Source organism: Paraburkholderia guartelaensis (assembly GCF_004353905.1).
Taxonomy (GTDB): Bacteria; Pseudomonadota; Gammaproteobacteria; order Burkholderiales; family Burkholderiaceae; genus Paraburkholderia; species Paraburkholderia guartelaensis.
Genome location: NZ_SMOD01000073.1, coordinates 1 through 22,105 on the forward strand (window position 1 = coordinate 1; position 22,105 = coordinate 22,105).

Consider the following 22,105-nt stretch of genomic DNA (forward strand, 5'->3'; position numbering starts at 1 on the left):
GATGTTGCCGGCCGTCCCTTGCGCGACACGAAGCTCTCGCTCATTGCCACGCCCAGCCGATCCCAGTTGATCAGTTCAGCCAGCCGCACCAGCGGATGTTTCAGATTGATCTGCTCACGCAGCGGCTGCCGGAAGAAATCTCCTTCTGTCACAGGCGTCTTCGGACCCATCCGCACCTCGTCAGGATTTGCAGGATTCAAGCGTCAATATGCCTGGTCCCTGCAATTCCCACAACACCAATTCGGCCTCAGAGCCTTGCCGCATAAGCCTTCGCGGATTGTTCAAGGCCGACTACTGACGTGTTCATCACGCTGGTCGCCGTCGACCAGCAGCTCGATCACTCGAACATTTGCGATGCTTCTGAGAAGCGGCGTCTCGAACATCCGTCGCAAACTCAACGCGGCCGTTCGGCATGGCGGCCGGCGAGATGCGATCGTAGCCCGTCGATAGCGCTGTAGAAGACTAAGGGTGAAATACAGTGGCAATGCAGTCCCAGGCATTCTCTCGCCCGGCGACTCAGAGGATCACGCCTCAGGTGGAAAGGTCGCCCGGCCGGCAGATGTTTCTCACGTCCCTAATCACAGCGCAACAGATCAATGACTTCCTTACCATGACCACAGCCGACATTCCTCGGATGCCTGATCCGCAGAGAACACTCGCGCCGAAATCATGACGGGTGCGTCGCGATCCGGCGGGCCTCACCTAGCCAGTGCCTTCAATCGCGGCTATCAGGCGAGGCAACGCCGAACCGTCGAGCCTTGACTCTGCCGTGGCGACTAAGACTTCGCGGCGTCGCTAGTAGCCTGCGGCGATCAGCTCCTTGAAGTCAGTCACAAACTCTCGCCGAAGATAGAACTCCCTATACGCCTTTTCGACTAGGCCAAAAAATTGATCGGGGTTACCCCATGTGACGCCATGGAGCACGGACCTAGCTGGACCGTTGTCCGCGTGGTAGTCGTTGTACTTCACGAGATCTTCAAAGCGAAAACCCATTTCGGCCAACTCTTGATAGATCTTGTATTCCACGGCGCTGGCCGGAGTTTGAAGGCCCGGCCGCGGTATCGCGTGCGCAGTTACTCCCGTGGTTGCAGACGCGGAAAACAATTCATCCCAGTTCGTCATCAGTTGCTCATATTCAAGCAGACTGGAAGTTGAAGCAGCGCCGACACCGTTGTCCTTGCGGAGTTGCTCCCGGGCCGGAACGAAATCCTTGTACAACGCAAAGTAGGCAAGCGTGGCCCCCGATTTAACGGCGAATGTAATGGTCTCTGCCGTGGACTCGGCCGTCTCCTTTTTACCGCCAATAATGAAGTAGGCCTTGGTGAAAATGCCAGCGCTGCGAAGGCGTCGAAACAGACTCGTGATCACATCGTTTGTGAACTCGCGCCCCCCAGCCTTTATCGAATGCCTTCTTGCCTCGACGCCGGACTCAACGCCGAAAGCCAGCATGTTACAGCCTGCCGCGGAGAGCAGATGTACGAATTCCTCCGCTTCTCCGAGCAACTCATATGCCGCAAAGTCTTCAAATCGAAAGATGCCTCGCCAACTGAGGTTGCCCTTTAATTCGTCGCGAATTTGCTTCAGGCCCCTCAAGAACCTTGTTGCCCACGTCTCGCCGGCTTCTCGCGTGATAGTAGTGTGCGGCGAGGCAATCTGCGGGAACAGGTTATCGTCGACAAATTGAATTCTGAGATTGGTGTACGTCATGGCGAGTTGCCGCACCTCTTGCAGCACCGATTCAACGTCGCGCCTGCGTTCGCCACCGCTTAGCTCGCGCCGCTCGGTGCAGAAGCTGCAATTCCAATCACAGCCCTTTGACATGACTATGTGGGCTTCGTGAACCCGTCCCTCCAGACCTCGTGTTCGTCCGGGTTCGTACTGGCCATTCGGCCCCGCGTACAAGCGGCGGTCCAATTGGACGTTCATCCACCCGCGATCGTGGTTAGAGTCGCTGTCGCTAGAAGTGGGCGGTGCGGCTAAGTTGACATCCCGACGACCAACGAGTTTGCTGTACGTATTGGCAACAACACCGTGGCTCGTGGGCCACGGATCAGTCGTTCTGAGCGCATCTACCAGCCTATTGAGATTAAACAAAGCGTTATCGGACACAGCGAAATCCCAATTGCTGAGGTCTTCTTGATCCTGTGCGGAATGGCGCCACGCATCCAAGTTGGCTGCCGGACCGCCTATTACTATCATTGGCCGCTGGGTGGCGCCGCGAATATCCCTGAGCAGTAGCTGTGTGGCGCGCACTGTGCTAAATACTGTATTGAAGCCTATCAAATCAAACGTCTTCGCAAGCTGCGTCACTTCTTTTGTGAGATGGGGAAAGCGATGGCAGTCCACCAAGTGCACATCATGCCCTTGCTGAGAGATGTGAGTAGCCACAAGGCCGAGACCAAGCGGTGGCGTGCTAGTCTTTGATGCTGCTCGTCCACTTGATGGACCTACTGAGATAGGCGGCAACACGAGCAGTACACGCTTAACGGCCTCGCCCACGCGTGCTTTGAGGCTTTCGACTTCCGGGTGCATTGGCCGTTCGAAGACGTTGCCATCGCCACCAACAACAGGGCCGAGTAATAGCCTAGACTTTGGAAAATCCGCTAAAGTGAACCTCGCGAATTGAGCAGTCGTTGTAGTCGGTGTTGCGAACTCATCCAAGTAGTGACTCAGGAATTCACGCGCCAACCAAGGATGGACACCGCCAGTCGTGACGGCCGTGTCCACAATTTTGCCGAGATCGGTTCGCAAAGTTTTTACACCACTTGCGTCTTTCTCCATTGCTTCGAGCCGAGAACGGAGGATCGGGGAAAACGCGAGATCGAGCGCAGCCCAACGAATCGCCTCCTCCTCGTCGCCGGCCATTGATTCCAGCACCGCTAGAACATCGCCGCTCGACAACGTCACTGTTAACATAGCGGCCGCCAAGCGCTTGTCGCCCCGCCAAGCGCCTAGTGTTGCATACGTTGAGTTTAGCCTCTTAACGAAGCCTATAGGTTGGTCGAACGGTTGTCTCGCGAGGTCAGGCAGTAGACTCGAAAGCGCAAGTGCGGTTGGAGCAAGGTCGGGAGACTCACCCAGCAAACGACTGAGGTCAAAGGGGCGGCTCAACGTCTTCGCGCATCGCGATTTCTCAGCATCGAAAGTGACATTACCGCTCAAAGGTATCAAACGAAGCAACGACGGATATATCGTCGATAAGCGAGCGAATCGGACAAGCAATGGTGGGTCATCTGCGAGAACCGAGGTCAATGGCGCAAGGAACTCACTCGCCTGCTCTTCCGAGCCGCCGTCAAATTCTTGTGCAAAACGGCACACGTAGAACAAAATCTCGCGACGCAAGAATCCATCGCCGAAGATCTCCTGACGCATGCCACCTGGTAGCAGTTCGGCGAACTCCCTCAGCGAAGTTGCCACCCGCGACGCTGCTGCGAGATACCGCCAGCAGAGGTCAAGGAACACTGTATCGACAATCGGTAGACGCAACACAACGGGCCGCTTTTCCAGTGCGGTGGAAATAGCTTGCGCGATTACGAGTACATCCCTCTTGAGCGTCTGACGTTCGCTGAGTTTGACCTTTGCGCCACGATCGCTGATCAGATTGAGCGCAGAACAGATCAATTTCCAGTTCGATTGCACTTGGCCATTTCGGCAGGCTGCAAGCGCTTCAAGGACCATATCAGCGCTTTTCACTCCGTCGTTGCTGCCAGATGCAGCATCCGCAGCTCGTTGACGTTGCCACCAATCGTCTGAGTTCGCCAATGGCCAATTAAGCGGTGCAATTAGTGAAGATGCGCAACTCTCCCAAGTGAAAAGACGCCCGACGTGGAGCGCGAGCGAGAGCGCAGCTGCCTTTCTTGCCGGGTAGTCCGCGATGACGTTTCGAACCGCTTTCGACAATGCGTTTATGTCTTGGTCATTCGGCATGCCCGCTGGTGAGCCACCGGTCAATTGGATAAATTCGATGCTACGGAATTTCTCCTCAGGCAATTGGTTTCTGAGTTCGTCAATAAACAGCGCCAATCCAGACTGACTTGTACATACGAGAGGTACACCTGCACATATAGCCTCCCAACCGGCCAAGCCAAATCCCTCGTGCCAAGAAGGCATCAGTGCAACATCACACTTCACGAGGCGTTGATGCACGTCGTCCTGTCGATCCGAGAATGGAATAGCCTCAATCTCGAACGATGCGTCCTGGCGCACTTCCGTCTTTAGCACATTTAGGAGCTCAGCGTCCTTTTCTGCATCGACACCGCAGGCGTAGAAATGCCCACGAGTTTTCCATCGGTCAACCCGATCCGACTGTCGGTATGCGTCCAATACCGCACGTACACTCAGCACCCCATTCTTGATCTGATCGTCCTCTAAACCCAGGCGACCACCGATAAAAAACGAGAGTGATGTTGATTTCGCGGGCTGGGGATCGATGTTCGCTGCCCCGGGAATCAACGGAATCACCTTGTCGCCGCGCTCGCTGCGAGCGCCCTGAAAGCTATTGGACAGCAATGGCCCTACAGCGAACGCAAATTCAGCGCTCGCAATGTTAGCGAGTTGGTTTGAGGACCTCTGCTCGACGTCCTCTAAGTTGTGCCCCTTGCGTCGAGCGTATTCGCCATAGTCCATGTGACTGATTACCGCAGATCTCACTGGGGTGCGGCCCATCCGGACTTGCAACTGCATCGCGCTGTTCACAGCCATTTGGCCTGTGTACAAATCATGTCCGACGATAAGCATTTCTTCGATATCGCGCCGCTGCCCGATGGCCTCAAAGATGCCGCTGGCGACAGCTTCGTCTGTCCATTGGGGCGGGGCGATTAGCGCAATATTCGAAGGTAGTTCTGCCGTTGGCTTCTTCTCAACAACGCAGATGCACTCACTGGGCTTCGGAAGAACCTTGGAAATTCCCGTTGCCAATCCCGTGTTAAATACATTTATGCCGCCCAAAGCGCTACCCCATCGGGTGGCGATGCAAACCACGATGTAAGCCATTCGACTTCCCCCGAGAATACATTTAGATTGCCGATTGCTCAGTGCGTTGCTGGCAGGTCTGTGGATAGCTCAAGCTCGCGAAGCCAATCAGTCAAATCAGTGATTATGCCGCAGTGACTGGCGCTAGTCGGTCTCATGTAGTTTGGATGGCACTCGATGCCAACCCGACGGGGTCGGCTGATCCCGACCGGAAGGCGTCGTTCGACCGTGGGGGATCGAGTGGCCGGTCAGCGAGGGCCTCACCGGCCATCCCCCTCGGTTGCCGTTCGAGTTTCTTTGACCGACGACTGCCTTGTAACGCTAAGTGGTCCCTGCTTCTGAGGCCTGTAGTTTCTCGCGCAGGATAGCGTCCTATTGCGCTCGAAAATGTTCGACGAAATCCGCATACCCCACCGTCCATGTCGCGCGGCTCATTCGGTGGTAGCGCCCTTTTTAGTGCTCGACCTGTAACTCTGCAACCAACTCCTCCCTGCTCGCGTCGGAATAGTCATCGCGCTTGAGTTTAAGGTTATCGAGCATAAAGCCGTGCGTTAGTTCGAAGCCATCAAGCAGTGTGTACCAGTTCATGACATATAGCTTCATGCGCGGGTCATCAGTCACGAGGCCTGGGTCGTTGCGCAACACGTGAGCGTTCAAACGACTGGTGATAATGGAGTCCGCAGAGGAAATCTGGCGCCCGATGAGGATGAGCTCAAAGTGCATCTTGTCTGACTTGAACTGTGGCTCACTAGCGATGATTTCCGCGTAGTCCTCGAGCTGCCGAAGGTGCTTCTTGTTAAGCGATATCGCTGGCCGTTTTATCTCCACCACGATGCATTTGTAGACCCTGTTCCCCAGCGAATCAAAGGCGGGAAACTTTCGCGCCATGAAGAGGTCGACTTGCCGCTTTGCACCGGGAAAATCTGCCTCTTCATCTACGTCTTCCATGCTCAGCGGAGACCGTGTCATGACTTCATCTCGCATGCGACGAACAATCTTGGCGAAGGTGTCCTCTTCCGCGCCTATGGTCTCGTAGCGCGGCCCGAACAGCCATGTGTTGCTCTCAATAATCTTTTGCAGGTCAGGCGTCTCGAGAACTTCGCGGTAGTGTTCATTCATCACATACCGCAACTGCTGTACTGCGGTAGCCCTTCGTTGCAGCACTTCGATGCTAGCGACGATATTTTCGAGCGTTGTGCGATGCAGTTGCTTCGCTAGGTCTTGCATCGCCTTCGCATCAAGGTCGAGCGCGCTTTCTAGCAGCTCGAACAGGGCGTCGTTCTCATTCGATATGGCGAGCCTATCTAGAAGTCGAATGATGAGCTTCGCCTGCTTCTTGGTAGTGTTATGGAAGACGCGGGGTTCAGCGACGTAGATGTTTCGCACCAGATCGCGGGTATGCTGGTGCCGCCATGCCTTCTCCGTGTCGTCCATTCCTGCGTAGCTCGGGAAGTAGCCTTCATCTTCGTAGCCCTGCACGACCTCCTCGGCTCGCACGCGCAGGAAATCGTCATAGATAGATTGGCTCAAGCGGTCCAACTGTGACTTGAATTTCTTCCAGGTTGACGACGCCGGTGTGTGCGCTTCCAGAGTCAGCAGATCCTGCTCTCTCGAGAAGGTGTCAGCCCACGCCGATGTCACACATATGCTGGTGAAAAAATTGGGCTTCTGGTTGAGCGAGCTCAGCACTTTGTAGACCGGTGCACCACTGGAATTGAGCAGGTATAGGAATGACTTCTCCGAGGTGGGTCGTTTCTCCCAGCGAATCACCTGAGCTTGGAAGATAGCGTTCTCGGCTGCAATTTCCTCCTGTACCGTTTCATGTTTGGGAATCAGAACGGGAATTCCGTTCAGCATCACCCGCTTCTCCGGATGCACGACAAGGTACCAGCCGAACTCGGCCGAGAACTTCTCGCGAAGTTCGTCCAACTCCGGCAGAGCGCCCGTGAAATGCGAGAGCTCTACCATTGTGCCCTTTCCTTGCGTCAGTAGCACCTGCTTCTGCTCGGACCTCTCCAGAAGCCGCCCTTCAAAATCTTTGATGGTCGGTTCGGCGACGTCGATTACTGCATCGACGTTGTTGGACCTGGTGAACCATGATGCGTTACGGCAAAGCAGATGGAATGCGAGGCGCCCGCGACCATGCTCACCTTTCATCGAGAGGTTGGCCTTCTTCGCCGAGTCGTTGAAGCTACCAAATGTGTCGTTCAAGGTATCGAACTCTATGCCGTCACCATTGTCCAGTACGGCGACACGCTCCACGCCGTGCATATCGTTCTCGACCACTGTGACAGATACGGAGCTCGCGGCAGCATCGAAGCCATTCCAGACAAGCTCGAACAGCGGTTGCCAAGGCTCCGCATTCTTGAAGTGCTTCTTGATACCGGAATTGCCGATGGCGGCGCTACCCTTGAAGACAGTATTCTTTTTCATCCGGTTCCCCGTCATATTTCGGACGATTTTTGCATATTTCCTCGGGTGGAGGGGGACAGTACCCACGCTGAAGCCGACATTTGGCTCTGGAGTGCTGACGTCTGCAACTGGCCTGCCGGTCGGATGCAGTTGGCCGCTTTCGAATGTGCCAATGACGTTCGAATGTCGAAGCCACCCTTCCGTCGACCGTCGCGTTATTGGCCGTATGTCGCCAAACGAACTCGACGACAAACGCTTAGTCGATGCGGAGGGGGGAATGGCGCGCGGTGTAAATCACGGCCGTCAGGGTGCCTGTCCATGGACCTGACGTGCGCCCGGCGGCCGCCGCGGAACGAGGATATGTTGGGAGGCCAGAAACGAAAATGCCTCCCGTTGGGAGGCATTCACAGCGAAACGGGGCGTTTTGCCCCCGATTTCTACCGGAAGAAGAAAGCCGCGATGAGGATGCCGGCCGCGACGAGGCCGACCGAAACTACGCCACGGCCAAGTTGGCTGACCAGGCGGTTGACGTTCTGCGGCGACTCAGCAAAGTGAAAGACTTTTTCCATCATGGCAAATTCTCCCTGATTACTATCTAGTATATCACTTGTAGGGGATCGTACTCATGTAGCTATGCAGTCCGGCGAACAGAAACGCGGCAAGCGCGGTGAGCCGGATGGATACTACAACCATAGCCGATTTAGGCACGACTGGCGGCGTAGTGTTCCCGCCCGGATTCCCGGGTTGCGCGCCCGGTACATGCGCGGCTGGTGCGGGCTGGGCAGCAGCTGCGGCCGTACCAGCAGCCACGGCCGTAGCTGCCGCAGCCGCCTTGTGCGTCCGATCCATGTAACCCTGCAGCGTCGTGAGCGCCACAATCAACACCGATGCTATTCCTATCAGACCAAAGACAACGATAAAAAATTGCAATAGGGCGTGAGGGAATGCGTGGTGTTTGTCCTCGAGGCCCGCGCAAAGTTCCCATACCGCGGAACTACAGATCGCCATGCTGGACCAGTAGAGCTGGCCGTCTTTCACGGCTTCAGACATAAGCTCTTTGGCCGCTGTTGCGTCATGCGAGAACCGGGTCAAACCAAGTACGCCGATGGGCGCGAGAATTGGCACGACCAGGTTCATCAAGATCCAGAAGGCTATATCGAGAGCATCATCCATAAGGGCCAAATCAGGGTTTGGGACATGGCAATATTAGCGAGTCATTGCTGTTCGATCAATGACGTATCCGCCGCGCGTGCACTGAACCAGCGCGACGGGTCGGAACACTACAGGAGATCGGAAGCGCAGGCTCAACTCAAGGCGCAAGCGCATATGCCGTCAGCTCGTACGTGTAATTCTCAAGTTGGAGATAAGCTGGTCCATTCATACAGGTACCTCACGATTGTTTTCGCCGCTGGGGCATACGTAGATATGGCCCATCAGCAGGATGGTCATGGCACGGTTCGACTTGTTCAATATCCATTCAATAAATGTTCAAAACGTTTGGAATCCAGATTATCGTTGAAGGACTCGACGCCGCCCTTGGTGACGAGCTAGAACTCATCACATACGGCGCGCAGCAGGGCCCGGCCGTGACTAACCAGCATCAACGTGCCCTCGAATTCGTTGAGCGCCACGGCCAGAGCTTCAGGTGTGGCTAGGTCAAGGTGGTTGGTAGCAATAGCAGCCGGTTTCGACACCAGCCGTGACATTCTCCGGGTTTGCAGGCGACGGCGCGACCAGCACAATCGCAGAGGTCCGATGGGCGATGTCCTTATGCGAATCGCATAATTCTCCAGTCGGCCGGGAACCGTCATTAAAAGATAAAATCTGAGCGGCCAATATAGGCGGCCGTTACGCTCGGCAGTCAATCTGTAGGCTTCTCGAATTCGAATCTCCGGCTCACCAGAGATAAGGCATGGAGCCCGCGGGCAAGTAGTCACGCTTTGGACGGCTTCGCGGCGCACCCCGTCCGCGCAGTTCGCGCCCTTGACCTGCATCGGCTGTCATTCAGCCAAAATAAACGACCACGAGACCATAAAATGTCAGAGAGGACAAGATGATGAGTCGGGGATCGGAGTGGCATCGTTGGGAGCCGCATATTCACGGCCCTGGCACCGTACTGAACAATCAGTTTGGCGGGGGAGACCCATGGGACACCTACCTGACTGCGCTGGAAAGCTGCTCGCCAGTGATAGAGGCCCTTGCGGTCGCGGACTACTACACGACGGACACCTATGAAGAGGTAGTTCGCCGAAAGGCCGCCGGCAGTCTGCCCAACGTCAAGTTCCTGCTTCCCAACGTCGAGCTACGCCTCGATATCGCCGCTAAGAAGGGCTTCGTAAACGTGCATCTGCTGGTCAATCCGACCGACTTGGCTCACGTTGAGGAAATCAAGCGTTTTCTTTCCCGGCTGCAGTTCAACGCCTTCGATGATCGCTTTGACTGCACTAAGGCAGACCTGATTCGCCTCGGCAAGGCTTCTGATAGTGCCATTAGGGACGATCGAGCCGCTTTGGTTGAAGGGGCCACGCAGTTCAAGGTCAACTTTGATTCGCTGCGCAAGGCGTTCAAGGAGAGTGCTTGGGCCAACAACAACATTCTCATCGCCATAGCGGGCGGCGAAGGTGACGGTACATCTGGCGTGCGCCAAGCAGCAGACAAGACGATCCGACAGGAACTTGAAAAGTTCACACATGTCATCTTTGCGAGCAGTCCAGCGCAACGCGAATTCTGGTTGGGAAAGCGCACCGTGAGCCTGGACCAAATGCACGACAGATATGGTGGATGCAAGCCATGCTTGCATGGAAGCGATGCTCACGATCTAGCTTCCATCGGGAAACCGGAGGATGACAGGTTCTCTTGGATAAAGGGAGCGTTGACATTCGACAGCCTGAAACAAGCTTGCATCGACCCAGACGGGCGCGCCTATGTGGGGCGCGAGCCGCCGACCGGTGCAATGCCGTCGCAGGTTATCTCCGATGTGCAAATATTTGATGCGCCCTGGGCCGCGACCAAAGTTGTGCCGCTGAATCCCGGTTTGGTCGCCATCATCGGCGCAAGGGGGTCAGGAAAGACGGCCCTGGCAGACATGATCGCGGCGGGATGCGAGGCCATCTCGGAGGCGGCATGGGCAGCCGACGGTGACGTCAGCCCGTCCTTTCTGGTTCGCGCGCGTCCGCTCATCGGTGAGGCAACGGTCAAGCTTGGCTGGGGCAGTGGAGATGAATCCGACTGTTACCTCGATGGTCGAGATGCCAACGACGTCATGGCCTTTCCTCGCGCCCGCTATCTATCGCAACAGTTCGTCGAAGAACTCTGTTCCTCAAAGGGCGCGTCTGAAGGGCTCGTGCGGGAAATAGAGCGCGTGATCTTTGAGGCCCACGCGGCACAGGGCCATGACGGAGCATATAGCTTTGAGGAATTGCGCGACCAGCGCACAACTCGCTTCCGACACGCACGTCGCTTAGAGGACGAAGCGATAGTGGCGATGTCGGACCGCATTGCCGAGGAACTAGAGAAAGAAGCCATCGTCAGTAGCCTCGCAACCCAGGTCGCGGCGAAGGAAAAGCTGCTGGCCGGCTATGCAGTCGACCAGTCGAAGCTCGTGGTTAAGGGCGCCGAAGCGCAGGTTCAGCGGCACACCGATCTCACCGAAGCCGCGCAGGCCGTGAGTACGCGGGTTAATGCCCTGGCGAATCAGCGCAGGACGTTCGTCGCAATGCAGGACGAGGTTAAAAACACGCGAACATCGAAAGCGCCGGAAATGCTGCGACAGGCCATGGCGCGTCACCCAAGCAGCGGCCTCAACCAGAAACAATGGGATGACTTCCTGATGGTCTACCAAGGTAACGTCGACACGGCACTCGCCGACTACGTCGCCTGGGCAGACGCGGAGATCATAAAGCTAAACGGTGTTGCTCCGCCCGAGGGCGACCCCGCCGTCCCGCTGATACGGGCGGACGCAGACTTGAAGACGATTCAGTTGGCCGTTCTCAAGGCAGAGATGGCCCGTCTCGAAAAGCGCATCAGCGCCGACACTGTGGTGCGGAACCAGTACACCACGCTGTCCAAGAAGATTGCTACCGAGAAGGCCGCCCTGCAAGCCCTGAAGACACGATCGGACGACGCAAAGGGGGCAACGGAACGGCGCAAGACATTCCAGCAGGAGCGGGAAGTTGCGTATGGCCGGTTGTTCGATGCCGTAGTCAAGGAGCAAAACGCCCTGACCGAACTGTACGCGCCGCTCATGAAACGCCTCGGCGCCATGCAGGGGACGCTGAAGAAGCTGAGCTTCAAGGTATCTCGGATCGCCGACGTGGCTCGATGGGCAAGCGTCGGTGAGGATGACTTGATTGACTGCCGCAAGGCTGGCGATTTTTATGGTCGAGGTTCGTTGGAGAACACGGTGCGCGCCGAGCTTCTACCGGCTTGGGAAACAGGTACTGCCGCGGAGGTGCAAACTGCCATGAGTGGGTTCATCGCCGCCCACTACAAAGCACTGCGCGCTCAAGCACCGCTCGCTCCAGCCGAGCAAGAAGCTTTCCGGCAGTGGTCCAAACGGTTCGCTCATTGGCTCTTCAGTACGGACCACATTGCGGTCAGGTACGAAATCCTGTATGACGGCATCGACATCCGGAAGCTCTCGCCAGGCACCCGCGGTATCGTTCTCCTGCTCCTCTACTTGGCTCTGGACGACGCCGATGACCGGCCGCTGATCATCGATCAACCGGAAGAGAACCTCGATCCCAAGTCCGTCTTTGACGAACTGGTATCGCTCTTCATCTCGGCCAAATCTAAGCGGCAGGTGATCATGGTGACTCACAACGCCAATTTAGTGATTAACACCGATGCGGATCAGGTCATCGTAGCCAACGCCAGCTCGCCAGGAGTCGGCGGCCTGCCGTCGTTCACGTACACTGCCGGAGGATTGGAAGACGCGGAGATCCGGAAGGTCGTCTGCGACATCCTGGAGGGGGGAGAGAAAGCATTCCGGGAGCGAGCGCGCCGTTTGCGGGTTCGCCTCGAGAGATAGCGCGTCCGAATCGGGGGGCGCTTCTAGTAATGACGCTTTGTGGGCGCCCTCGTGGGAAAGGCCTCGGCTGGCGATAGCAGATAGCGGAGGCGACTTCGATTGGTTTGCGAAGGTGATCCGAAGCTCGAAGGCGCTAGTGCAGAGTTCCCTACGTACCGCTGCGACCCAGTGCCACCGGCCTCGCCGGCAGTCCTAGAACAGAACGGAAGATCGATGGTTATTGAGAACGGGAAGGGCACGTACGAAGAGTCGCGGGAGCGATTCTTCGCAGGGGTGGCGCGCGGCTCGATTGCCCTAGATGGCGTCATGTCGCCGCTGACAAAAACGCTGATGGAGCGATTCGGCACGAAGAGCGTTGACATGACTTTTGGATGGGCATGTACCCCCATGGACTGGTCATGTCCGGCGTGCGGGCGAACCAAGCCGGAGATCGTACGAGTGAACAGCAAGGGTCACCTGATGTGCCGGCTCGTTGAGCACCACGATCATATGAAGGACCTGGTCAAGGCAGAGTTCGAGCGCCAATGCAAACAGCAGGAAAGGGTTATCGCGGACGAATTCGCAAAGCGATTTGCGTCGCGCGCCGCGCCCATGGTGTCGGCCTACGACAACGCGATGATTTGCGATGATTGCAATTCCGCTGATCCCACGGCGAAGAGCGCCGTCGGCACGCATAAGGATTTTTCGTATTCACCGCAGGAGATCCGACGATTCGTTCGCCCGCGTCCCAACATGCCTCACGCCATCGACACAGAGGCGGCGGCGGGCATCTGGCGGGAGCACGAGCATACGTTCGCTTTGCGCCTGAAGATCATCGAGCGCATTGCCAACATCGCGGCCCACGAACAATCACTGGTATCAGGAATTGCCATACCCACAGCGCGCGGTTTCTGTGAAAGCTCATGCTGAATTTCTTCAGAACCAGTACGGAGCACCGGGAGCCATCTATGAGTTGGCGGGAGGAAAACAACCGCCGCCGCCTGCACATGTCAGCGCGTGGCGGCATGTCGTTCATGCGCGGCCACGGATTCTGCCTCGACCAGAGGACGTCGACTATGTTGCAAAAGTCACCTTTGCCAAGTACTGGAAAGCGGTGGATGAGAGTTGGTGCTGTCCCAGCTGTGGCCGCTCGAAGCAAAACACGGTGCGCAAATCCAACAAAGGGGACTGGACGTTTCTTCTGTCGGATCGCGCCTTCTACGCGCGGGGCGAACGTTATAACAGCAGGCGAGCGGTGGTGTGTGGGGACTGCGGCTTGTTCGCGACGAATATTGGCAAGGAGGCTTGCCTTACCGCTGGTGCGGAAACGGCAAGCAACTATGCGCGGTTCCTGACTGTATCTGAGATCGCACGGGTCGTACTCCCTCAGTCCCATGGTCGACATAACGTGAAGAACGAGGAGGCCGATGCATTGGTGACGCGCCTGGTTGGACGCATCACTTCACTGGAACGGCTGTCGCCGCGAGCCGGCGGAGTGGACTAGGAAACCAATCTGGCGCGCGAGCACTCCGCAGACGGCTGGTAGCTCGAAATGCGCCCGCAGGTTAGCAAATATCCGTATCGCTAGTTATTTTCTCCGAGCCTCGTAGTCGTCCAAAACCTTCATCACTCTGTCAAAAATGGCGTGAAACTTCGTGAAATCAATAGTTGCTGCATTTTTCGCTACAACGTCTCGCGCAAATGCTGCCTTTCCGTACTCCTTCGAGTCATCGAGCTTATTGTTGCGATTAAATTTCTTTCCGTTAAGCTCGGTTTCTAAGGTGAACGCATCAAAAAAGTCCTCTATGGCTGTGTGCGCCTTTTTTGGACCGAACGGTGTTGGCACAACATAAAGATTGCTTGTCACGTGGATAAAGTCGGCGAGTCCGAGCGGCTTCGGCTTCTTTGTGATGCCTGCAATTACTTCGTAGACGCCGTGCGCACCTTTGTCATTGTCGATGAGCACGATGACCGGAAATGTAGGGGCCGGCGCCCTGAATATTCCTTCGATATCCTCGCTGTAGCTTTTTAAGAGCTTGCAAATACCCCCGACACCTCCGGTCAAGTCCATCACTTGACCTGTACGAGTCTCCGTATATTTAAAAAACCGGACGTTCAACTTCGGTTGAACTCCTGGAGTAACCAGATTTGGGTATTTCGCAGCAAGGCTCTTGATAGCACACCGGAGGTAGACGTTATCCGTCTTCCCTTCGCAGACGATGACAGGTTGGCGGGTAGCGTAGAAAGTGTCAAAGTAAAGAAAGCGGCGGAATAGCTCCACACGACCGGCTGTGCTTTCCGGCTCACGCCCGTTCGTTTCGCATATTTTCTGGTTGAAGCGGTCAACTTGGTCGATGTATGAAAGCATCCCGAGCAACTGCCCATTTTTGGCAGCGACACGTCTCTCGAGTACGACGTTTCCCTGTGCGTCTTTCTTCTTATAGATGAACTCGAATGCTCCGGTCTTGAACAGCCTATCGACCATCGCGCGCACGGTGTATCGGTAGCTTGCAGGTACATTAACCTTCCGATTTACCGTTAAGCCGGTTACTTCCTGCCTTGAGTCCCGATACTGCAATCGGGTTTTGGCGGGATTGAAGCTGAAACCACTCCTGGTCACAATACGCTCGAGTTCCGCGCCGGGCGAGCAGTTGTGAGCGTCGTCAAGCACCCCGATTTCAGCCGGGAAAGCTGGCTTGTTGGTGCTGAATGTCAGGTCATCCGCATAACGGGTGTAACTTGCCCCGTGCCTCGCCGCCAGTCGGGCAAGCTGGATGTCGAGCGAGTGGGCGAGCAAATTCGAGATCACGGGTGAGCAGGGGCTTCCTTGCGGAAGCTTGTTCTCGAAGCAGGCAATTTGGGCGATGGCAGTAGCCACCTCAGGGTGTAACGCGAAGTTCCTGTCTTTCAGAAAGAATCCACGGACCCGCCCGAAATTGATTGTGCCAAAGAAGTCATGTAGGTCTACGTTGAAAACGAACCTGCGCGTGACGTGCACACGCCCGTTCGTCATGATTGTGTGGTACCTCTTGAATCCGTGTGCGATGCCGAAATGAGCGCCGTCCTCAGCGAACCCACGAGCGGCGGTGATTTCGGCCACGCAGTCTTGCAACAAAACCGACAATCGCTGCTGTAACAGTTTCAGCTCCGACGCAGGCGCGAGGATTTCCCGCGTGCCTCCGTGGCGCTTTGGAATCTCAAATCGCCTATATCGAACGGCTTCGGGATTTTTATAAATCGCGAAGGAAAGCATGCCAGGCTTCACGTCCAATAATTTTGAGAGGTCTCGTCGTGAGGTGGTGGATTTGAGATTTGTTAAATTAATCATTCTCATCGAAGGGCAGGAGACTCGCGGATACTCCTACGCATTTCTGCGATTATCTCGCAATATATAGAGGGATACCGAGGAGCATATCCACGAACATTTGCTTCACATGCCATGAAACGATGGCAAAAAATCTATCCGCGAGTCGAGCAGGATTTTATCATGCTCCATAGTCATCCGGCTATCGGAGGCCGATAGGCTGCTGTCCGACAATGTGATGGTGCCTGCGCATGTGATCAGCGGATTGACCAGCCTATACCCCCGTAGACGAGCACGCCGAGGATGGGCGCCGGACGCCAGCGAGTTGCAAAGGGCTCTCCGATACCGAGAATGTCTAAGTGTCGCGGAGCATCCATGCGTGCGTCCATTTTTTCCTTCACCGGCATTCGATCGAATCGAGCCGTAACGACTACCGAGTTCATTCGCTCTCCCGATCGGCGCGCCGGGTTGATATTCTACGAATCGCGCCGCCACACCCTTCTGTTGTCGAGACAGTCGAGGAGTGAGACAAGGGGGGGCGTGGAATAGCAACGCCTGTTTTGCCGGTAAAATAGCCGAAATCGGAGCGCGCCTGGGGTTCAGTGTCCCGTCTAGTGATTAACCTTAACTTGAGGGACGTGCCGACTGATTACGCTCGGCAAGCGCGAGAATGTACATGGATGACAGGATCAAGGCGCTGGCAGCCCAAAAGCGGCTTATCGAGACGAAGCAGGCGCAACTGGCCGAGAAAGCCGTCGCACTCGAAGCGAAATTGGCTGAGGCGTTCGGCGAGGCTGGTGTGTATGCTTCCAGTGCGAGCGTAATACTGGAAGAGTGGGCCGACGGGCACACCTACGGATGGCTTTCTTACGCGTTTGGGCGGCTGAGGGTTGGCCACCGCACGTCCGACGATGATTTGGCCGACGCGCACGCTGGTACCCCGGAGGATGAAAGAACGAACGCTTTCCAACCGCTGGCGAACTGCTCGTCGAATTGGCTGGTGCGCCTGCTAGATGAAACGATAATCGGGTCGTTACTGGACAACATCGCTGCAGGACTTGACCAACAGGAGTTACGGCTCGATGGCTCGCTGTCGGCCCTGCGGAATGTCCTTTCGGCGGAGTCCGCGAAGCTCGACGCGCAACTGGCCGAAAGTCTGGAGAGCATGAAGAGCGATACGTTGAAAACGCGCTCGGGCGAACTGCTGGATGCGATTCATCTTCACACGGGGGATGGTCTGACCCGCAGCAGTAGCTTCCTGGAGTCGGTCTGCGCAGAAGTCCTGCGGGAGCGTGGCGTCGCGCTGCCCAAGGACAAGTCAATTTCGCCCCTCGTCGACGCGTGTATCGACTGCCTGGAATGGCCGGACAGGAATGCACTGGAAGACGCGAAGCGATTTTTCGCTGGCGTGAAATCGATCTGTGGGGGAATCGGTGCCCTTCGTACCCACTTCGGGACGGCGCACGGGGCGTCAAGCCATCGGCCACCGCTCGATGCCTCATACGCGATGTTCGCAAAAAACGCGAGCCTTGCGGTCGCTATCTTCCTGATCAACTGCCACACCGGACGGTCCGAAGCGCCGCTCGATGGTGGGGCCGAAGAATCGTTGTCGTCCGTGAAGCAACTTATCTCGCCATCAGAAAGAGCATGATCTGGAGTTGCTCACCATCGCTCAAACGCCACGCGGAGTGCACATGGAGAAGCAGGCTGAAACTTTGAAGGAGCTGAGGACGGTCATTGTGGCGCAACAGGAGCTCTTGCGCCTAGCGCTGTACATGATGACGCAAGGACCGGTCACTTTCAGCGATCAAGAGTTGGAGTGCAACCTGGCGCAAGACCAGGTGCGCGCAGCGTGTGCGGTTGCCATGGGTTCCGGTCAGTCGCTGAACACCATCCTGAAGCTGTCGGACGATCAGGGCATTGGTATCCGCGATCTGTACCCGATTGCTCGCTCGGTTGTGGAAGGCATTTATCAATGCAGCCTTCTTCGTAACCCAGCCCGTTGAAATTTCGCGCCGTGCACTGGAGCACCGGCACTTTGCAGCATGGAAGCACCACAACCGCATCATTGGTAATGGCGACATCATGATTGCGATTGGCGCAGACGATCCCAAGCTGGAAGCAGCAAGGCTGTTCCCAGACTTCGCCGGAAAGGGGAGGGATTCCTGGACTGCGCTAAACGCTGTGGATCGTATAGGCAGAATAGGCAAGGTGGTCAAGGCTTCTGCTGGCGCGTTGATCGGTGCATACGGTGGCATCTACGCCGTGTCCTCCGAAATCATCCACGGCTCTGTGTACGGAATGAGCTACTTTTACAGCGCCCATAACCGGGAGCAAACTGTTGAGAGTTTCAAGTCGGCGACCGTCGAGCAGGTGATCGACATACTGATAGCGGTCTCGCACGCATCCAGCGGCTTCCTGTCCGCATTCTCAAACGTACAGAAGCTTGGTCCTCTCGTCCTCGCCGAACACGACATCTTCAAACGCTTGTTCAAGGTGGCGACAGGCGACGAATGGGGAGAGAAGGACGAATGATTGCCGTAAGCGTGTCACGCAGCAACGTGGCGAACATCGCTCTTGCGTGTGCTTGAGAATACCAGACAAGTTTCCCCTATCTGTCGGCCTGACCCAGTGCGAGTTTACGCCCGTTGAACCTAATATAGACGTGAAATCCAGTGATCTCTTCCCGCATTGCCGACCGACTTGCATTCCATCGTTCTACGCCGCAGATCACGATCGATGAGTATGAGCGACGCCGAGTGATCGAACTCGGCAATTGGGTGGCAGCGCGGGACCGTATCTATCTCGATAAGTGTTTCTGGATTCACCTGCGTTCCGCGCGCACGCGCGCACCTAGCCCACCGGGCGCGTCGGATCTGCTGGATTCACTCATGACAGGTGTCTCCGCGGGAAGACTGGTGTGTCCCATCAGCGATGCCTTGTTTCTTGAGCTAATGAAGCAGTCGGACCCGGTAACCAGGCGCGCAACGGCCGAGCTGATAGACGAGCTGAGCTGCGGAATCACTCTTAGCCCAGAACCGGCACGTGTGGCGACGGAGGTTGCGCACTTCCTGCACGCAAACGCTGGGTACAGCGTTCACCCGCTGGAGCACCTGGTCTGGACGAAGGTCCCGTACATCTTGGGGAACCAGCGTCCGAACGCCAAAGCCTTCGCAGAGGATGAGCGACTGGTATTTCAGAAGGCGTTCTTCGACCATCTCTGGGAGGTTTCGCCATCGACGATGGTCGCGACCATCGGTGACGCCTGGCCCTTCGCTTCGACATTCGTCGACATGGCGGATCGGTTGAACCGCGAAAACGCGGTGCATGCCTCATCGATGAAGAACTTCGCGCAGGTTTATCGCGACGAGATCAATGGCGTTCTGGAACTCGCAGCTCCGATCGCCGCTGACGTGCTGTACGACATTACGGTGAAGGCCTTGGGCCCTGACATCCAACCGGCGCGGGATGAGCGGGAAGGAATTACGAGGCAGTGTCTCGGTTTGCTGCGGGCTGCAGTTCGGAAGCCCGCCGGTCGGCGAGCTCTGCGCACGCTACAGGTCGGGGCACTGTTGCATGCAGCGCTACGCTGGAACCGCATGCAGAAACTGGATGCTAACGATCTATTCGACTTCCATCATGCTGGCGCAGCGTTAGGCTACTGTGACGCCCTCTTGACTGACGGACCTATGCATACACTTCTGAAGCAGCGGCACTTGGCCATCGAGCGCGATTTTTCATGCGAAGTTATGTCTTCTGTTGAAGAGGCTGCCGTCTGGGTCCGGCATCGCATCGCGGGATCGGCTGAAGGCAGCGCTCGCTAGCACGAGACGCGCCCAGCGGTTGCGCAGCGAGCGGTGGCGCAGGAAGGCTCGATAAGCAGTCGCGTCTTCGGTCGTGAGCGACGACGGCGCGCGGTCGCGCTCGACGATTGGCTGCAGGATCATCCGCTCGGCCTCCTTTCGGTAGATGCGCTGCGTGGCCGGCGACTCGTGCTGCGCGAGCCAGGCCTGTACGGCCTCGTAGACGTTCGATGTCTCGGACGTACGGGTGGCTCGCGGAAGGTGTCTGCCGTGCCGTGCGGGCGCTTCAGCGACTCCCGCGGTACGATGTCTGAGCGCTAGCTGGCGACCGCGAGTGCGCGCGCCTTTTTTTGTGAGCGCAGGGCACGCCACGCCACAACGAATGCCTTAATTGCGCGAGCGCCGGCCGCGCCCAGTCCCGGCATGGCTTTCCACCACTGGCGGCGGCGCGGGCTGCGCATAGTGAGGTCAGCGAGTGTCGTGAGGTTGTGCACATACAGCATCTTCACGGCGCACGGAGTAAGCCACTGTGCGATGTCGCCGGCGATGTGGGGCTCGGCCGTGTGCGCCGTACGCAGGGTCTCGATGGTCAGCGCGAACGCTTTCGCTGGCTGGTCAAGGTCATCCGCCGGATGGCCGAAGGGCGTCGCCAGATCGTAACGATGGCCGCCTGCGGCTTGCGGCGCCTGCTTCCGAGCGACCACGCGCGACGTGGCAATGAGTCCATCTGCCTCTGACGCGTGCTCGCGCAAAGGCTCTATCAGGAGACGACGGGCTCTCACTCGTTGCTAGAGCGAGTCGTACCGATCAATCCTGCGTCGCCAACCGCGTTTCGCGCGGCTCTTGAGGAAGAGTTCTCGAGCTACTTGCGCCAGATGTCACAAGGAATGGTGCCGTCCTCGCGAGGAGCGTCGTCAAGAAAGAACGACCAATATATAGCCGGAGAGGCTTGCGCCAACCATTGACCATCCAGATGATTGACCTTAAGTTCGATCTCGGGAAACGACCCGTCTAACGTCAGGCTCCACGTTTGACCAGGTAAAATCAGCGTGCCCGCCTGATTTCTTAAGGTCGGCCCGGAGTGGAGTTCAATGCGCCTATACTCGATGCTGTCTTGTTCCACCGACCCGAAGTGTCTTGCTGGCATTCCCGAATGTACGGCACCGAAAATTGCGATGTTTGCGGGAAGATCGATCCACAATGACCAGTGGCGAGCGGTGAGAGTTCCTTCGTTGGTCAAAACGGGGACGATCCTGTAAATGACCCCGTCATGGCGGTTTTGGTAGCCCAGCGCCTCGACATCGACTCGAACTGAAACGCGCGGATGGGAGCGGCGATTCATAACGTCTCGTATCGAAAAATCGTACATCGCCTCGGAGATTGTTCCGGCTCTATGGTAGTACTTCTTATCGTGCCGATTTTGGTGAGCTGTGGCGCCTTGTTCGACGTTGATCACGAAAACTCGACCACCATCCGGGTGCTCAAGAACGTGTATTTCGAAGTCTTTAAACACGGGCTCTGTGGCCGAGGTAATGATTAGCGTAAGCTGATCTTTCGTAAGGCTCGAATTCTTAACCGGCTCGAAATGAACGGCAACGTTGCGGGGACCAACGCGTTGCTCGGCAACGCCGTAAATAATTGTTCCGCCCGCTGAGTTAGCTAGCGCTGTGACTTCCTTTACCAACTTGTTCCGTCCTGCGTCGTTTAAGTCGTCCAACGCCTTGCCAGCTTTGAATTCCAAAGATACGGACTCGTCTATTACGCCGAAGAGCGTCTCGATTTCCTCAATGGTGTCGTACAAACCTTGTCTCCCTCAGGTTAGCGTCTCGCGGACAATGAGTGATTGAGAAGCGGCAGGAAATACTCTATCAGGATTCGGACATGTAGGATCATTCTAGATGTCCGACGAAGTTATCACGACCGTGAGAGGCCGAAAGATTACTTCTCGAGTGCGTTGCGTCCTTGCGAATCTGCCGGCACATACTAGCGACAGGCACTTTCGCCCGTCCATGCCCCTGCGCTGTTACGTTGTCGTGCTGGTTTTCAACAACTGTCCTCCGCATAGCCTTTGAAGCGCTTCGGCGGGGAAGTTCCAGCCGAGAGATAGCAGCATCCGAGTCTGAACGGGTTCCCGCTCATTGCTATCGCTGAATCGAAAGCTGCCTTACGCCTCACCGAACTGTGTGCCTTTTTGTGAGAGGACTTGTGAGTCGCAGATGCTCCCGCTGCCGGCGCAGCCGATGCCCCGATGGGACAAGCTTCAGAAGCCTGGGCAATCGCTGACGATGAAGTGAATGTGAGCAGCGAAATGATCCCCGATGGGCGGGCAAATTCCCCCACCTGTGGGCACCTCAAAATCCCCCACCTAGAGACACGCGGAGCATGATGCTGGCGCGGTCTGGCAGGACGTTACCTTGCACCCCTCGAATGAAGAAGAGGGGTTGTTGGAGTGAATGTCTTGAAGCCGCATCTGCAAACAACCATCGCCACGCTCGTCGCAGCGGGCAAACGTCAGCGGGAGATCGCCCGGATTACGGGCGTTGACCGGAAGACGATCCGTAAGTACCAGGAGCAATTCGCGGCGGCGCAGGCAAATTCCCCCACGGT

The 22,105-nt window shown here is 56.6% G+C and carries 15 protein-coding genes and 1 pseudogene; 8 read left to right on the forward strand and 8 right to left on the reverse strand.

Features of this window, described 5'->3' with window-relative positions; all coding sequences use genetic code 11:
* The 5 genes and pseudogenes from E1N52_RS41045 to E1N52_RS41060 form a co-directional block, all read right to left on the reverse strand.
* Nucleotides 1-170: pseudogene (locus E1N52_RS41045) on the reverse strand (IS5/IS1182 family transposase); the annotation flags it as partial.
* Between the two features lie 625 nt (nt 171-795).
* Nucleotides 796-4,992, reverse strand: a complete 4,197-nt coding sequence (locus E1N52_RS41050; RefSeq protein WP_133190629.1) for a B12-binding domain-containing radical SAM protein — start codon at nt 4,990-4,992, stop codon at nt 796-798.
* A gap of 432 nt (nt 4,993-5,424) precedes the next feature.
* Nucleotides 5,425-7,404, reverse strand: a complete 1,980-nt coding sequence (locus E1N52_RS41055; protein ID WP_205965759.1) for an ATP-binding protein — start codon at nt 7,402-7,404, stop codon at nt 5,425-5,427.
* A 416-nt stretch (nt 7,405-7,820) separates the two neighbouring features.
* On the reverse strand, nt 7,821-7,955 hold the full coding sequence (locus E1N52_RS45410) for a hypothetical protein (RefSeq protein WP_281282836.1): 135 nt from the start codon (nt 7,953-7,955) through the stop codon (nt 7,821-7,823).
* Nucleotides 7,956-7,986: 31 nt separating this feature from the next.
* Nucleotides 7,987-8,556, reverse strand: coding sequence for a hypothetical protein (locus tag E1N52_RS41060; protein WP_133190631.1), 570 nt, complete (start codon nt 8,554-8,556; stop codon nt 7,987-7,989).
* Between the two features lie 880 nt (nt 8,557-9,436).
* Here E1N52_RS41060 and E1N52_RS41070 point away from each other — a divergent pair.
* The 3 genes from E1N52_RS41070 to E1N52_RS45130 all read left to right on the forward strand — a co-directional run bounded on the left by E1N52_RS41070 (nt 9,437) and on the right by E1N52_RS45130 (nt 13,895).
* Nucleotides 9,437-12,412, forward strand: a complete 2,976-nt coding sequence (locus E1N52_RS41070) for a TrlF family AAA-like ATPase (protein WP_133190633.1) — start codon at nt 9,437-9,439, stop codon at nt 12,410-12,412.
* Nucleotides 12,413-12,625: 213 nt separating this feature from the next.
* Nucleotides 12,626-13,321 carry a hypothetical protein gene (locus E1N52_RS45125; RefSeq protein ID WP_246089440.1) on the forward strand — a complete coding sequence of 232 codons (696 nt, stop codon included), beginning with the start codon at nt 12,626-12,628 and terminating at the stop codon, nt 13,319-13,321.
* A complete protein-coding gene (locus E1N52_RS45130) occupies nt 13,305-13,895 on the forward strand; it encodes a hypothetical protein (protein WP_246089441.1) in 591 nt (196 codons plus the stop codon). Before E1N52_RS45125 ends, E1N52_RS45130 begins: the two co-directional genes overlap by 17 nt.
* Nucleotides 13,896-13,979: 84 nt before the next feature.
* Here the strand turns inward: E1N52_RS45130 and E1N52_RS41080 are convergent, their stop codons facing one another.
* A complete protein-coding gene (locus E1N52_RS41080) occupies nt 13,980-15,725 on the reverse strand; it encodes a retron Ec67 family RNA-directed DNA polymerase/endonuclease (protein WP_133190635.1) in 1,746 nt (581 codons plus the stop codon).
* A 646-nt stretch (nt 15,726-16,371) separates the two neighbouring features.
* Between E1N52_RS41080 and E1N52_RS41085 the strand changes: the two genes are divergently transcribed.
* The 4 genes from E1N52_RS41085 (at nt 16,372) to E1N52_RS41095 (ending at nt 19,519) form a co-directional block, all read left to right on the forward strand.
* Nucleotides 16,372-17,346: an abortive infection family protein gene (locus E1N52_RS41085; protein WP_165979568.1), complete on the forward strand. Its 975-nt coding sequence runs from the start codon at nt 16,372-16,374 to the stop codon at nt 17,344-17,346.
* A 43-nt stretch (nt 17,347-17,389) separates the two neighbouring features.
* On the forward strand, nt 17,390-17,701 hold the full coding sequence (locus tag E1N52_RS44685; protein ID WP_205965760.1) for a hypothetical protein: 312 nt from the start codon (nt 17,390-17,392) through the stop codon (nt 17,699-17,701).
* A complete protein-coding gene (locus E1N52_RS41090; protein WP_205965761.1) occupies nt 17,652-18,230 on the forward strand; it encodes a hypothetical protein in 579 nt (192 codons plus the stop codon). Before E1N52_RS44685 ends, E1N52_RS41090 begins: the two co-directional genes overlap by 50 nt.
* A gap of 140 nt (nt 18,231-18,370) precedes the next feature.
* Complete coding sequence (locus E1N52_RS41095) at nt 18,371-19,519, forward strand: hypothetical protein (protein ID WP_133190639.1); 1,149 nt, start codon at nt 18,371-18,373, stop codon at nt 19,517-19,519.
* Between the two features lie 296 nt (nt 19,520-19,815).
* Here E1N52_RS41095 and E1N52_RS45495 read toward each other — a convergent pair whose 3' ends face one another.
* Together E1N52_RS45495 and E1N52_RS41105 are read right to left on the reverse strand one after the other, a co-directional pair.
* Nucleotides 19,816-20,250: a phage integrase family protein gene (locus E1N52_RS45495; protein ID WP_342777956.1), complete on the reverse strand. Its 435-nt coding sequence runs from the start codon at nt 20,248-20,250 to the stop codon at nt 19,816-19,818.
* A gap of 110 nt (nt 20,251-20,360) precedes the next feature.
* Nucleotides 20,361-21,299, reverse strand: a complete 939-nt coding sequence (locus E1N52_RS41105; protein WP_133190641.1) for an ATP-binding protein — start codon at nt 21,297-21,299, stop codon at nt 20,361-20,363.
* 648 nt (nt 21,300-21,947) lie between these two features.
* On the opposite strand from E1N52_RS41105, the gene E1N52_RS41115 reads away from it, so the two are divergent.
* The coding region (locus E1N52_RS41115; RefSeq protein ID WP_165979410.1) for a helix-turn-helix domain-containing protein at nt 21,948-22,105 on the forward strand (158 nt) is incomplete at its 3' end.